Raw genomic sequence first — 15,353 nt, 5'->3', positions numbered from 1 at the left:
AAGTATACACCGTGAAAAGAAAAACAATCATATTTACAGCATTATTAGCTGCTAATCTTTCGGTATTTCCGCAATCTGTCAAAAATACAGACTGGCCGCAGGTAACAATAGAATCCAAACCCTGGACACGTTGGTGGTGGATGGGCAGTGCCGTAAACGAAAAAGGACTGACCTACAATCTGGAAGCCATGAGTAAAGCCGGATTGGGAGGGGTGGAAATAACCCCTATATATGGGGTAAAAGGTCAAGAATCCAATTATATAGATTATCTGACTCCGAAATGGATGAAGATGCTGGCTTTTACCGAATCGGAAGCCCAACGTCTTGGCATGTCTGTGGATATGAGTATGGGCACGGGATGGCCTTTCGGCGGACCCGAAGTAACCATTGAGGATGCGGCGACCAAATCCATCTTTCAGGAATACAAAGTTGACGGTGGAAATAAACTGAACGAACAAATAACAGTTGCAGAAGAAAATCAATCGAAGATAGCCTATATCAGCAAAGTAATGGCTTATAGCGGCGATAAAAAACAACGTTTAGACATTACGGCGAATGTATTATCAGACGGAACCTTGAACTGGACTGCTCCGAAAGGACAAAACTGGCTGGTAATTGCTTTATTTGTAGGTAAAACACTACAGAAGGTAAAACGTGCCGCACCCGGGGGACAAGGATATGTGATGAACCACCTCGATAAAGGATCAGTCGGACGATATTTCGATAAATTCGACAAAGCGTTCACTGCCACTAATACAAAGTATCCACACACGTTCTTCAACGACTCTTACGAAGTATATGGGGGCAATTGGACTCCCGCTTTCTTAGAGGAATTCGAAAGCCGCAGAGGATATAAACTACAGGATTATTTCCCCGAATTCTTAGAAAACGGAGCAACTGAAACATCAGCCCGAATGGTTTCTGATTACAGAGAAACAATTGCAGATATTCTTAAAGTAAACTTTACCGACCAATGGAAACAATGGGCAAACCGGCGGGGAGTTTCTATCCGTAATCAGGCCCATGGTTCACCAGCTAATCTGATCGATTTGTATGCTTCGGTTGATATTCCCGAATGTGAGACTTTCGGTATTACCGATTTCGATATACCGGGACTTCGAAAAGATTCTATCCGTAAGGAAAATGACGGCGATCCCACAGCTTTAAAATATGCTTCATCCGGAGCTCACCTCGCAGGAAAGAAGTACACTTCGGCAGAAACTTTCACGTGGCTGACCGAACATTTCCGTACATCACTGTCTCAGTGTAAACCCGAAATAGACCAGATGTTTGTATCAGGTGTCAACCATGTTTATTTTCACGGATCAACTTATTCACCGGAAGAAGCAGCATGGCCCGGATGGAAATTCTATGCAGCCGTAGATATGTCCCCGACAAATAGTATCTGGCGGGATGCCCCGGCATTTTTTCAATATGTGACACGGGCTCAGTCCTTTCTTCAGGAAGGGACTCCCGACAACGATTTCCTGCTGTATTTCCCCATATACGATGTGTGGGAAGAACAACAGGATAGACAGTTCCTCACATTTGCCATTCACGGAATGCGTGAACGCCTGCCCCAATTCTACGAAATAGTGGCAAGCGTACGTAACAACGGGTACGATCTTGATTATATCTCCGATCATTTTATCAACACAACGACAGTCGAAAACGGACTTTTGAAAACGGAAGGGGGAACTACTTACAAAGCTCTGATACTACCTTCGGTAAAGATGATTCCGCTTGAAACATTAACAAAAATAGAAAAACTGGCGGAACAAGGTGCAACCATTGTTTTCGCAGGACAATATCCGGCGGATGTTCCCGGGTTTGCGAACCTCGAACAACGAAGAAGTGAATATAAAAACCAGATCAATAAATTCCCATCGGTATCGTCTTTCGCTTCGGTACAAAAAGCCAAATTAGGCAAAGGAACAGTCGTCACAGGTACTGATTACGAAGATTTACTATCAGCATGTAATGTATCGAAAGAGTCATTCAAAAGCGAATTCGGGGGTGATTATATCCGTCGTAAAAATGCAGACGGACATCATTACTTCTTTGCCATGCTCCAAAACAAGCCTATTGACAAATGGGTTCCCATAGCAGTCGGTGCTAAAAGTGCGATGTTCTTCGATCCGATGACAGGTCTTTCGGGTAAAGCCGCGATCAGACAGAATAATGGAACAACAGAAGTATATATGCAGTTGAAACCGGGACAGTCTATCATCTTAAAGACTTTCGACAATGAAGACGTAAATGCTCCTGCATGGAATTACTTCGAAGAAACCGGATCAGAAACACCATTAACTAAGGGTTGGACGATGGATTTTTTGAAAAGCGAACCCGAAGTCAAAGAATCATTTAATCTGAACGCCTTAGGGTCATGGACTGAACTGTCAAATCCTGTACTAAAGAATAATATGGCAACAGCCCGTTACAAAATAACTTTTGACCAGAAAAAGAAAGCCGGAAATGAATACCGTATATCTTTGGGAGACGTTCGGGAAAGTGCCCGTATATTTATCAACGGACAAGAAGTGTCAACTTTATTTGCCGTTCCGTTTGAATGCAATATCGGTTCTTATCTGAAAAATGGAAAGAATACACTGGAAGTAGAAGTAACCAATTTACCTGCCAACCGCATTTCGGACTATGACCGCCGTGGTGTAAACTGGCGAATTTTCAACGAAATCAATTTTGTGAGTATCACTTACAATGATGTACGTTTCGATACCTGGCAGCCTGTACCTTCGGGATTATTAGGTCCTGTTGTAATCAAAGAAATTAAAAACAGCAAACCATGAAAAAACTAAGTGTTTTATTTTACTTATTTATAGCATCCATCTTATTCATGCAAGCATCGGATAGAGATCCCCATCAGTTTTTCCCCGACAAAGACCTGTCTTTGGTCGGAGTATATTACTATCCCGAACATTGGGAACAATCTGAATGGGAACGGGATTTCAAACAAATAAAAGACTTAGGCTTCGAATTTGTGCATTTTGCCGAATTTGCATGGGCTCAAATCGAACCATCGGAAGGCGTATATGATTTTGCATGGTTGGATAAAGCTGTTGATCTGGCTGATAAAAACGGGCTGAAAGTAATCATGTGTACATCCACAGCCACACCTCCGGTATGGCTTGTGCGAAAATACCCCGAAGTACTGATCGAAAGGGAAGACGGTACGAAATGGGATCACGGCTCACGTCAGCATCCTTCGGTATCGAATACTTTTTTTCGTGAATATTCACTGAAAACAATAGATAAACTGGCTCAGCATTACGGAAAAGACACCCGCATCATAGGCTGGCAGCTTGACAACGAACCCCGTGTTTCGGCTGATTACGGTCAGGTGGCACAACAACGTTTCAGAGACTGGCTGAAAAACAGATATACCACTATCGGAGCTTTAAATAAAGCATGGGGAACCGCATTCTGGAGTCAGGTATATTCCGATTTTTCGGAAGTAAATATTCCCCGTATGTCACAGCAGTTTATGAATGCTCACCAGAAACTTGATTTCAAACGGTTCATTACGGATGAAATGGCAAGTTTTCTTGACGATCAAACCCGTGTTATACGCAAATACTCTATTCCTCAGCAATGGATTACAACCAATTATATACCTGAATACAGCGATGGGCATGTACGCAAAAGCGATGAACTCGATTTTCATTCATACACCCGTTATATGGTATTCGGCGAGAACTACGGAATCGGTCGTAAAGGCTATCGGTTAGGTCCGGTGGAACGTATTGCTAAAGCAAATGACTTTTTCCGACCTATCGATGGAGTTTACGGTGTGATGGAACTTCAACCCGGACAGGTAAACTGGGGACAGATAAACTCGCAGCCTCTACCCGGAGCTGTCCGCCTGTGGTTGTGGCACGTATTTGCGGGCGGCAGTAAATTTGCTTGTACTTACCGCTATCGCCAGCCGATTTACGGCACTGAGCTGTATCATTACGGAATAGTAGGCCCCGACGGAGTAACACCGACTCCCGGAGGTTTGGAATATTCGGAGTTTATAAAAGAAATAAAACAACTGCGTAAGGAATACAAAACGGGAGCTAAGAACCCCGAATCGTACGAAAAACGCCGTACGGCAATCCTCTTTAACCATGAAAATTCATGGGAAATGGAACAAAATAAACAGACTACCGAGTGGGATACAGAAAGACACATTGATAAGTATTACGATGCACTAAAGAACTTCGGTGCTCCTGTCGATTTTATTGACGAACGTACCGATTTTTCGAAATATACAACAATGATTGCTCCTGCTTACGAAATGCTTGACAAAGAATTAGTGGAACGATGGAGAACATATGCAGAACAAGGAGGAAACCTGATATTAACTTGCCGTACAGGACACAAAACCCGTAACGGCCAATTGTGGGAAGCTCCTTTTGCAGAGCCTATCTACTCTTTAATCGGGGCAAAAATAGATTTTTATGATCTGTTACAGCCTTCAACACCCGATCAGATCGTTTTTGATGGAAAAAGATACGACTGGACAAGCTGGGGTGAGATATTAATTCCTGACACAGATACTCAAACATGGGCTGCTTACGAAGGCGATTATTATGCAGGACGCCCTGCTATTATTACTCACCGCTTGGGTAAAGGCACGGTTACTTATGTCGGGGTAGATTCAAAAGACGGAGAGATGGAAAAAGCTGTCCTTAAAAAATTATACGGACAGTTGAATATCCCGTTGCTCGATCTTGCTCCAGGACTGCATATTGAGTATCGGGACGGATTCGGTATAGCTGTAAACTACTCGGATAAAACATTATCTCTACCTCTCAATCCCAATGTCAAATATATTTTCGGAGGTAAAGAAATAAAAACAGCAGGTGTTTCTGTCTGGAAAGAATAAGACTTTAGATCTAAAAGATACTATGAATTTCAATCTACTAAAATATTCAACAGGTATAATACTGAGCCTGTTATGTATTATGTTCGTATCGGCATCAGACAGATACGAGACGGTTGAAGTGAAAGCTCCCTTCCCGATGGAGCCTGTCAAAGTTTTCGTATATCCGGTGAAAGATTTTCCGATCAGTAAATACGGGGCAAAACCGGGAGGATCGATAGACAATACAAAAGCAATCGCTAGAGCAATAAACGCCTGTAATGAAGCAGGCGGAGGGCGGGTTATCATTCCTGCCGGAGTTTGGTTGACAGGAGCTATCCATTTCAAAAGTAATGTAAATCTGCATCTGGAAGAAGGTGCAGCACTGAGCTTTTCGGATAATCCGACCGATTATCTGCCTGCTGTTATGACATCATGGGAAGGCATGGAATGCTATAATTATTCGCCCCTGCTATACGCATTCGATTGCGAAAATGTAGCTATTACAGGAAAAGGCACTTTACAACCGAAAATGGATACATGGAAGACATGGTTCAAACGACCTCAATCTCATTTGGAGGCATTGAAAGAACTTTATACGATGGCATCGACCGATATACCCGTTACAGAACGTCAAATGGCGAAGGGGGAAAATAATCTGCGCCCTCATCTTATACATTTCAATCGTTGCAAAAATGTCTTGCTCGATGGCTTTAAGATACGGGAAAGCCCGTTTTGGACAATCCATCTTTATATGTGTGACGGGGGGATTGTCCGTAATCTGGATGTAAAAGCACACGGGCATAACAACGATGGGATTGATCTGGAAATGAGCCGCAATTTTCTGGTCGAAAACTGTACATTCGATCAAGGAGACGATGCTGTGGTTATTAAAGCCGGACGCAACCGGGATGCTTGGCGTTTGAATACTCCCTGCGAAAATATCGTGATCCGTAATTGTACAATTCTCGAAGGGCATACCATGCTCGGTATCGGAAGTGAAATATCGGGGGGTATCCGCAATATTTATATGCACAATTGTTCGGCTCCGAAGTCGGTACACCGCTTTTTCTTTATCAAGACCAATCACCGCAGAGGAGGTTTTATCGAGAATATCTACATGGAAAATGTAAGTTCGGGCAAAACACAGCGGGTAATGGAAATCGATACCGAGGTGCTTTATCAGTGGAAAGACCTTGTCCCTACCTACGAACGAAAGCTGACTCGAATAGAAAATATACACCTTAAGAATGTAACTTGCGATAGTGCTGATGCTATTTACGAATTGAAGGGTAATGCAGAACTACCAATCAGAAATGTAGAAATGAAAGATATAAAAGTAGGTACTGTAAATAAGTTCATCAGTAAAACTGATAATGTATTAGGACTTACCGACAAGAATATCTCTTACCTCAAACTATCAAGCAATAAATAAAATGATAAGATCATACGGAATACTATTTATATTGGCATTTTTATCTTCTTTTACAGTTCTATCTCAGAGATATCAAGCTATAACGAGCGGTGTGGCATGGTTCGATCAGAACAACAAGGAAGTGAATGCACACGGTGGATGTGTAGTAAAAGAGGGTGATAAGTATTACTTATTCGGTGAATATAAATCCGATACTATCAATGCTTTCTCCGGATTCAGCTGCTATTCCTCTACCGATCTTATTAACTGGACATTCGAAAAAATCGTTCTCCCGGTTCAGAAAGACGGCTTGTTAGGCCCTTCAAGAATAGGAGAACGGGTGAAGGTCATGAAAAGCCCGTCGACAGGAGAATTTGTGATGTATATGCATTGCGATGATTTAAAATATAACGACCCTCATGTAGGGTATGCTACCAGCAAAACGATAAATGGAGATTATCAATTTCAGGGAGACCTTCTTCATAATGGAAAGTATCTCCGAAAATGGGATCTGGGTACATTTCAGGATACCGATGGAAAAGGCTACCTTCTCACGCATGAAGGTTTTATTTATGAGTTATCAGAAGACTACAAATCGGTGAAGAATATAGTTGTATCAGATATTGCGAAAGGTGGAGAATCTCCCGCTATGCTCAAAAGCAAAGGCTTGTATTACTGGTTGTTTTCGAACAAAACAAGTTGGGAGCGCAACGACAATTATTACCTGACTTCGAAAAACCTTGCCGGACCTTGGGAAAATAAAGGTACTTTTGCCCCTGAAGGAAGCCTTACATGGAATTCGCAATGCTCGTTTGTTTTTCCTTTGATAACCAATGCGCAAGATACTTTGCATATCTATATGGGAGACCGTTGGTCGTATCCGAGACAAGGGTCTGCGGCTACACAGGTCTGGCTGCCCGTTAGTATTGAAAACGGAAAAATGTCTGTTCCCCGATTTCTCGAAAGCTGGTATCCTTATAATAATGGATACCAATTGACAGCCTTTAATGATCGACCGACAGATAACAACCGATTTGTATCCAACGAAAAAGGCACAAGTATTACTGTTCCTTTCAAAGGCAGACGGATTGCGATAAAGGGTATTTCGAAGAATACGGGAGGATATGCCCGAGTGACTCTAAAGAACAAAAAAAATGATCTGATAATAAATACAATAGTCGATTTTTACAGCAAGATAGAGATTGAGTCTCTTAAATTTGTAAGTCCTTTATTGCCTATTAACAACTACATGGTTACAATTGAAGTAATGGGAGAACATGGCGTATGGTATAAAAAAGACGGAACACAATTTGGAAGTACAGACAATTATATCACAATAAATGATCTATTATTCGAGTAAAGCTATTGTTGCAAATTAGCCATTATCTTATATTTACAGACCTATTACATTAGATTCAGCATATGAAACACACCACAAAAAAACTCATCTTTATTATAGTATTTATCTGTACCATTATGCCTTCGTTTGCAGAAGACTTCGCATTACTGAATAAAGACAAACCGTTATCGATATATATTGACAAGAATGAAACCAGTGTCGTACAAACGAGTAAAGACATCTTTATCTCTGATGCTACGCTTGTATCGGAAGTTAAAGCCGACTTACAAGATGCTAACGGCTTGTTCTCGGTTGTTGCAGGAACCATTGGGACAAATAAGTTTATAGACGAGTTAGTCAGCAGGAAATTAATATCCGTAGATAAGCTAAGAGGTCAATGGGAAGCATTTCAGATACAGATAGTAACTTACCAAAACCGAAAAATTCTTGTTGTGGCAGGAAGCGACAGCAGAGGTACAGCTTACGGAATACTGGAACTGTCGAGGCTTATCGGCGTATCTCCATGGGTATGGTGGGCAGACGTTCTGCCTAAGAAAAAAGACAGCATAACTATTCCAGACGACTACTATACATTGCAGCAACCATCGGTGCAATACCGAGGTATATTTCTGAACGACGAAGACTGGGGGCTGATGCCTTGGAGCAGTAAGAATTACGAACAAACCGACCGAAAAGGTCAGATAGGTCCTAAAACCTACGCCCGTATCTTCGAATTACTCCTGCGATTACGAGCCAATACACTCTGGCCTGCCATGCACGAATCGACCATCCCTTTCTATTTTGTGGATGGCAATAAAGAGATGGCTGATAAATACGGAATAGTATTGGGAACGTCTCATTGCGAACCTTTGATGAGAAACGGTGCAGGAGAATGGGATAACAAGAAATACGGAGAATATAATTACCTGACGAATAAAGAAACGATCAACAACTATTGGGGAGAAAGACTTGCCGAAGCCGGAAGATTCGAAAACTTCTATACCATAGGTATGCGTGGTGTACATGATGGACATATGGAAGGCGTTAAGACTTTAGATGAGCAAACATCAGTTCTTCAGGATGTGATTAATAATCAACGCAAACTATTAACCCGATATGTGGGTAAAGACGCATCGCTGATACCTCAGGCATTCATCCCCTACAAAGAGGTTCTGAGTGTGTATGAAAACGGGCTGAAACTGCCCGAAGATGTTACTTTGGTTTGGTGCGACGACAACTACGGCTACTTAACCCGCTTGAGTAACAAGGAAGAACAGAATCGCAAAGGCGGAGGAGGGATATATTATCACGTTTCTTATTGGGGACGCCCTCATGACTACTTGTGGCTGTCTACAACCCAGCCATCATTGATATATTATCAGATGAAAAACGCATGGGATCACAATGTCCGTAAGCTTTGGATACTGAATGTCGGAGATATAAAACCGGCAGAATACGACATGGAGTTCTTCCTCGATATGGCATGGAATATAAACAGTGTAAACGACAATTCCGTCTATAGTCACATGCAAAAATGGATGGAGCGAAATTTCGGATCAGGGCTATCTACTGAACTAAGTTCGGTGATGAGAGAATATTACCGTCTGGCAAATATACGGCGTCCAGAATTTATGGGATGGAGCCGTGTAGAAGAATATTCAGCCATCAAAGGAGGTAAGACCCCGACTACAGATACCCAGTTCAATCCGTTTATGTTTGGGGACGAAATACAAAGACGTATCTCCGACTATGATAATATCAGTAATAAGGTGAGCCAATTAGAAACAGAAGTTCCCGAAAGACTAAAAGACGCTTATTTTCAGCTGATAGCCTATCCGGTATATGCGTCTGCCGAGATGAACAAAAAGTTGCTGTATGCACAAAAGACCCGACTGTTTGCAAATCATAACCTCCCTGTTGCGAACGAATATTCTCAATGGAGTAAAAATGCTTATAACAACATTGCTGCTCTTACTTATACATACAACAGAGATATCTCGAAGATGAAATGGGACGGAATGATGGATATGAAACCACGTAAACTGGCTGTTTTCGAACAAGCATCACTTCCAGAGAAGATCTCAAGTGATAATTCGGATAAGGTTGCCGTATGGTTCGAAAATGAAGATCAGCCTGCTTTATCCGGCAAGCCTGTTTCGTTGACTACTCTTGTAAAAGACGAGCAAGATTCTACATTTATAGCTTTGTTTCAACAAGGAAATAAGCCCGTCAAATGGTCTTTTGACAATAAACCGGAATGGCTGAACATCAAGGAGATCAACACCGGATTATTCGCCGAAAAACGGCTGATACTCAGTATAGATTGGAACAACTTGAATAATAATATATCAGGATCATTCTCTCTGTCTGTTAATGGTGATCATTATCCTATAAGCTTGTCGGCTCTGATAAACAACGAAAGTAATGTAGAATCTAACAGAATGATTGCTCTTGATGCAACAGAAAGTTCTTTAACATCCAAACAATCACGGGTTATAGAAGGACTCGGGCACAGTCTTAAAGCGGTCACCGTGCCTGTGGGCGAAGCCCATCAGATTGAATATACTATACATACAACCAGTACGGGTGATGCAATAATCAGAACATGCCTTATTCCAAATCATCCGATTGAAGGAAAAGACCTTAGATTTGCAATAGCCGTTGATAACGAAAAACCTCAGATAGTATCTCTGGCAACCGAATTCCGCAGTGAACCGTGGAAAATCAATGTTCTGCGCAATCAGGCTGTTAAAGAGACAATGCATAGGTTCGATAAACCGGGTAAACATACCATCCGTATATATGCTTTGGATGAAGGTGTTGTACTTGATCAGATTATGGTGGATTTTGATAAGAGCAGAGCCTTTTACCAAGTACCTGTAAAATAAAAAAAGGCAGATTGAATAAACAATCTGCCCTTTCTTTTATCTCTGATTATTATTTATTCTGGATTTTATCTATAACAGCCCTGAGAGATCGTGCGGCATTCTGAACAGAAGTCGACCAATCATCCGCTGCATTATTATCTGCACCATCCGAAATATATTTAAGACACAGATACGGAATATTTTCTTGATGGGCGATATAAGCCAGCGCATAAGCCTCCATATCAATAACATTGTATATAGGAGTTGAATGTGCTATTTCGAAATTATCGCCGGTTCCGCAAATTCCATGAGGTAAATCGTCTATAACTATGCCATGATTCAAAATTGGTTCAACCTCTGAAAACGGGGTTTGATACTGATTACAACCAATGCCGGTTGCATCCATATCCCGTTGTACAAATTGAGTACAGCATACAACCGATCCTTTTCTGAATGTATTACTGCCTGCCGATCCTAAATTGATTATGACAGAGGGTTTATTTTCACCGATGCGTTTAGTCAGCTGATAAGCGGCATTAACCTTCCCTACTCCCACAAACAAAGGATTATAGCCGGTAAACAAATCGGCAGCCTCAACTTCCAAGGCAAATACAAACAATGGATTCTCGAACAAATCTGGTTGCATAAATACTGAATATTGATTGATCGGCAAAGTTATAGATTTTCAGATAATATCGGTTATCTATTTCCTCACTACAATCTTATCATACTGAGCATCAGCCGAAATTTCACTGTATTTCTTGGCTTTCGACATTTCTACCAGAGCACGGATTACAGGGCCTTCGCCCATCGGTGCATTCTTCTGCACGGGACGGTTATAGTAATACGCCAACGATGGCATAATGCCTGTACCCACACAGATATCGGTTACATCTCCCGCATCAGATAATTTTGTCATCAAGCCCTTTAAGCCTTGTTCTGCCACATAGATAAAATCAGGATGAATCCAACCTTCTCTTACACCTCTTGCGATACCAAATACAAACATAGCTGTGCCTGTAGTTTCTTCGTACGAATCGGGTTTATCAAGCAATTGATGCCACAATCCGTTTTTACCCTGATAACGGCAAACTCCGCTCACCTGTTGTTTGAAGTTCTCGATAAGTGCCGCTCTTTTCGGATGATCTTTGGGGAGCATAGTCAATAAATCGGCCTGAGCCATCAGCATCCAACCGTTGGCACGCGACCAATGTGCAACACCTAATTCTTTGGTATCGGTATGATAGCAATGGTAATAAATTTGCTTTCCGGGATGCCATAGGTACTTTGTGTAATTAAGAACCTGATTAGCTGCATCATCAAAATATTTTACATCGCCTGTCATTTTACCCATACGACTCAAAAACGATACAGCCATAAACAGGTCATCTGCCCAGATTGTATTTTCGTGAGGCCAAATACGGGCAATAGTACCATCGCTCAGGCGAGGTTCGCCATACATCAGATGTTCGTTAGTTTCGTCTATATAAGCCTTATAAGCAGGCGTAGCTCTGCGCATATTCAATTCGATAAGGCTTGCTCCCATAGGTCCGTTATCATCCAAACGTTTTCCCCTGAAAATCATATGCCAGCTCAATTTGCGGATAGCTTTCCATCCTCCGTCTTTGAACGCCTCATCGTACTGACGTTTGAAATATCCGATATTATCTTTATCGAATACAAAGTCCATATTCTTAAAGGCATATGTCTCATACTTATCTTGCTTTGTCGCATCAGCTAATTCCAATAAAGCAATATTGAGTACTCCGTTAGTATAATGCCAGTCATTATACTCGTTCTGTACTTTCATATCCATAGTCAGAGGTATTCCTTTCAGGCTATTGTAAGTCTGTCCTGTAGCCTTATTCACAAATAGGTAAGGCGTTTCGCTTATAATACGGTCGCCAATAGCCTGAGCTACTTGAGAAGCACTTTGTTTCGCTTGTGCAAATATTGACGAAGCTCCTAGAAATGCAGCAAATGTTAATGATAGTGCCTTGTAATTCATTTTATATTGTATTTGGGGTAGTTATTACTTTATTAATTTTACGGTTGACTTCTTCACCTCATCCGAGATATCCATCTTATCAGTATTGTAAGACGATTTAATCTCTACATTCTGGGTTTTGCGTCCTGTAACTTCAAATATTGTTTCTATTGTCGGATCAGTTGTCAGTCCTTCCACTTTTACATCCGACACATTCGATAGCCTGAGAGCTGCTCCACTAAGAGGGTATATATTTACATTTTTGAAAGTAATATTCTTCGATTCAGCTAATTCGGCCCCTAACTGGGAGTGAATCGTTACATTCTCGACATTGATATTCTCTATATTCTGCTCGGGCAATCCATTGAAATACATAGCCCGGCGGGCACTGCTGCAAATCACATCTTTAATGTATATATTACGGAATACGGGTGTCATATCAGTCACAGGTACAGATGCGACTTCTTTTACCACCTTACGACCATCTTCGAGTTCCTCGACTTCCGATTTTCCTCCATAATAAAGGTTGAAAGACAACGGATCGGTCGGAATATCAAACATACTCATATTAGAAACGTAAATATTTTCTACCGTTCCTCCACGTTGGCGGTTACTCTTGAAGCGTAAACCAACATCTGTTCCCAAAAACTGACAGTTTGAAACCTTTATATTACGTACTCCTCCCGACATTTCGCTTCCGACAACAAAACCGCCATGTCCTTTAAATACGGTACAATTGTAAACGATTACATTTTCGCACGGACGATTACGACGACGTCCGTCTTCATCTTTTCCTGATTTAATACAGATACCATCATCACCCACATCGAATGTACTGTTCACAATGATTGAGTTTTTGCATGATTCTAAATCCAGACCATCTCCATTCTGAGCATACGATGGATTGCGAACCTGCACACCATCAATAATCACGTTTTCGCACATCAGCGGATGTAGATTCCATGCCGGAGAATTCTGAAAGATAACTCCTTGAAGGAATACATTCTTACATTCGATAAAGCTGATCATCACGGGACGAAGAAAATCACGTACAGACTCCCATTCGGCTTCGGTTTTCAGATGACGAGGCACATTCATATCACTGATGGTGTCGCCATGGAGGTACTGAGCCGATGGCATCCAATAATCGGTACGTTTAAATGCTCCACCTTTAGATGTTGCGCTTTTCCAAAATCTCTCTGAGACCTTGTCTTTTTTCAACGGACGCCATACCTGACCATTTCCGTCAATTGCTCCGTTTCCTGTAATTGCGATATTCTCCAGATTACGTCCCGATATAGGAGATTGGCAACGGCGGGTATCCAATCCTTCGAAAACTGTTTCGACTAAAGGATACAGCGACTTGTCGGGTGAAAACAGAATTATAGCCCGATCAATCAAATGCAAATTGATATTGCTTTTTAATACAATAGGTCCTGTCAGCCATACCCCTTGAGGAACAACCAATGTTCCTCCTCCCTTTACAGATAATGCATCAATCGCTTTGGCAAAAGCTTCGGTATTAAGTGCTATACCATCACCAATTCCGCCAAAATCTGTTATCAAAACTTTATTGTCCGGAAAAGTCGGGCGATTAAGCACCGGCATATCAAAAGGTAAATCTTTATATAAATAAGCGTACTGCCCCCCTTGTGCCGATATCGAATTATATACCGACACCAACAGGAAGGCTGCTATAACAAAATATTTCTTCATACTTTCAGTTTTCTTTTCTTCTCTCTTTTATTTGACGATCTCCTTATTTTCCTAATTGTAAGCATCCCATAATAAATGGTCCTGTCGCTTTGGCGTCATTATCGCGGATGCGTTCGTTTACATAGTACTCGAAACTTCCATCGCGATAAGGATGTCCGCCTAAGCCTGCTACCGCACAACATTTAGTCAAAGTAAGTGTACCATCGGCATTTTTCACTATCAGCGTTTTCATCAATCCATTATATGCTTTTTCAGCTACGGTACGGTATTTTTTATCGATATATCCTTTGTTTACAGCTTTTGCATATCCGCACATAAACATCGATGATACAGATGCTTCGAGGTAATTACCTCCGACTGCGCCTTTATCCAATACCTGATACCACAATCCTGTTTTATCCTGATATTTAGGAAGAGTCTCGGCTAACCCGTTTATCATTTTAATCAATTCGGGACGTTGCGGATGCTCAGCCGGAATGTAATCTAAAACATCTACTAAAGCCATAAACCACCAGCCGATACTACGCCCCCAAAAGTTAGGCGATTGTCCTGTCTCTTTATTTGCCCAACGTTGGTTTTTGCTCTCATCCCAAGCATGATAATACAATCCTGTTTTAGCATCGTATGTATGTTTGGCACATACGATAAATTGATTGACTACATCGTTTATCAACTCCGGTTTATTGAAGGTAACAGCATACTCGGCCAGAAAAGGCGAAGCCATGTATAAACCGTCGAGCCATATTTGATGCTGATAAATAAGTTTATGCCAGAATGCTCCCTCATGAGTACGAGGATGATTTTTCAGCTGATTAACCAAAAGATCCATCGCCAATTTATATTTCTCTTTTCCGGTTTGTTTCCAAACATCAAAAAGTACTGTTCCCGGCTTAATATAATCGAGGTTGTAAGTTTCTACTTTATACAAATGGATTTCGCCTTTATCGTTGATAACAGTATCTGCCCAGTTGATTACATAATCGAGGTATTTACGATCTCCGGTTTGTTTCCAAACATCTAACATTGCCTGACAGCCAACCCCTTGCGAATAGCCGAAATACAATCGTTTGCCATGATCGAGCTGCCAAGCTTCGGGAAAGCGTTTCATCTCCGAATCGGCAAATGCGATAGCTGTTTTCTGAGCCAAAATTCCTTGCATAACAAAA

The 15,353-nt window shown here is 41.5% G+C and carries 9 protein-coding genes; 5 read left to right on the top strand and 4 right to left on the bottom strand.

Features of this window, described 5'->3' with window-relative positions; all coding sequences use genetic code 11:
* Window positions 1–11 precede the first annotated feature (11 nt).
* The 5 genes from K322_RS0117460 (at window position 12) to K322_RS0117440 (ending at window position 10,505) form a co-directional block, all read left to right on the top strand.
* Window positions 12–2,807: an alpha-L-rhamnosidase gene (locus tag K322_RS0117460; protein WP_026628036.1), complete on the top strand. Its 2,796-nt coding sequence runs from the start codon at window positions 12–14 to the stop codon at window positions 2,805–2,807.
* Complete coding sequence (locus tag K322_RS0117455; protein WP_026628035.1) at window positions 2,804–4,888, top strand: beta-galactosidase; 2,085 nt, start codon at window positions 2,804–2,806, stop codon at window positions 4,886–4,888. Before K322_RS0117460 ends, K322_RS0117455 begins: the two co-directional genes overlap by 4 nt.
* A 22-nt stretch (window positions 4,889–4,910) precedes the next feature.
* Window positions 4,911–6,299: an alpha-d-galacturonidase gene (locus tag K322_RS0117450; RefSeq protein ID WP_084158621.1), complete on the top strand. Its 1,389-nt coding sequence runs from the start codon at window positions 4,911–4,913 to the stop codon at window positions 6,297–6,299.
* Between the two features lies 1 nt (window position 6,300).
* The gene (locus K322_RS0117445) at window positions 6,301–7,638 is read left to right on the top strand and encodes a family 43 glycosylhydrolase (RefSeq protein ID WP_035332529.1); all 1,338 of its coding nucleotides are present in this window, start codon (window positions 6,301–6,303) and stop codon (window positions 7,636–7,638) included.
* 62 nt (window positions 7,639–7,700) lie between these two features.
* Complete coding sequence (locus K322_RS0117440) at window positions 7,701–10,505, top strand: glycosyl hydrolase 115 family protein (RefSeq protein WP_026628032.1); 2,805 nt, start codon at window positions 7,701–7,703, stop codon at window positions 10,503–10,505.
* 49 nt (window positions 10,506–10,554) lie between these two features.
* On the opposite strand, the gene K322_RS0117435 is transcribed toward K322_RS0117440, so the two are convergent.
* Genes K322_RS0117435 through K322_RS21310 form a run of 4 tightly spaced genes read right to left on the bottom strand, consistent with a single transcriptional unit; the run spans window position 10,555 to window position 15,346 of the window.
* Window positions 10,555–11,130 carry a 5'-methylthioadenosine/S-adenosylhomocysteine nucleosidase family protein gene (locus K322_RS0117435; RefSeq protein WP_026628031.1) on the bottom strand — a complete coding sequence of 192 codons (576 nt, stop codon included), beginning with the start codon at window positions 11,128–11,130 and terminating at the stop codon, window positions 10,555–10,557.
* A gap of 57 nt (window positions 11,131–11,187) precedes the next feature.
* Window positions 11,188–12,492: a glycoside hydrolase family 88/105 protein gene (locus tag K322_RS0117430; protein WP_026628030.1), complete on the bottom strand. Its 1,305-nt coding sequence runs from the start codon at window positions 12,490–12,492 to the stop codon at window positions 11,188–11,190.
* A gap of 24 nt (window positions 12,493–12,516) precedes the next feature.
* Window positions 12,517–14,187 carry a glycoside hydrolase family 28 protein gene (locus K322_RS0117425; RefSeq protein WP_026628029.1) on the bottom strand — a complete coding sequence of 557 codons (1,671 nt, stop codon included), beginning with the start codon at window positions 14,185–14,187 and terminating at the stop codon, window positions 12,517–12,519.
* A gap of 43 nt (window positions 14,188–14,230) precedes the next feature.
* Complete coding sequence (locus tag K322_RS21310) at window positions 14,231–15,346, bottom strand: glycoside hydrolase family 88/105 protein (RefSeq protein ID WP_317614704.1); 1,116 nt, start codon at window positions 15,344–15,346, stop codon at window positions 14,231–14,233.
* Between the last annotated feature and the right edge of the window lie 7 nt (window positions 15,347–15,353).

The organism is Indolivaga capnocytophagoides DSM 22835, assembly GCF_000426485.1.
Lineage (GTDB): Bacteria > Bacteroidota > Bacteroidia > Bacteroidales > Dysgonomonadaceae > Dysgonomonas_A > Dysgonomonas_A capnocytophagoides.
This window is presented reverse-complemented; position numbering and strand designations above follow the sequence as displayed.

What these genes read in the sequence shown, in the direction of transcription:
- K322_RS0117450 (WP_084158621.1), top strand. Translation starts at nt 4,911, where the DNA reads ATGAATTTCAATCTACTAAAATATTCAACAGGTATAATACTGAGCCTG.
- K322_RS0117440 (WP_026628032.1), top strand. Translation starts at nt 7,701, where the DNA reads ATGAAACACACCACAAAAAAACTCATCTTTATTATAGTATTTATCTGT.
- K322_RS0117425 (WP_026628029.1), bottom strand. Translation starts at nt 14,187, where the DNA reads ATGAAGAAATATTTTGTTATAGCAGCCTTCCTGTTGGTGTCGGTATAT.
- K322_RS0117455 (WP_026628035.1), top strand. Translation starts at nt 2,804, where the DNA reads ATGAAAAAACTAAGTGTTTTATTTTACTTATTTATAGCATCCATCTTA.
- K322_RS0117445 (WP_035332529.1), top strand. Translation starts at nt 6,301, where the DNA reads ATGATAAGATCATACGGAATACTATTTATATTGGCATTTTTATCTTCT.
- K322_RS0117435 (WP_026628031.1), bottom strand. Translation starts at nt 11,130, where the DNA reads ATGCAACCAGATTTGTTCGAGAATCCATTGTTTGTATTTGCCTTGGAA.
- K322_RS0117430 (WP_026628030.1), bottom strand. Translation starts at nt 12,492, where the DNA reads ATGAATTACAAGGCACTATCATTAACATTTGCTGCATTTCTAGGAGCT.
- K322_RS21310 (WP_317614704.1), bottom strand. Translation starts at nt 15,346, where the DNA reads ATGCAAGGAATTTTGGCTCAGAAAACAGCTATCGCATTTGCCGATTCG.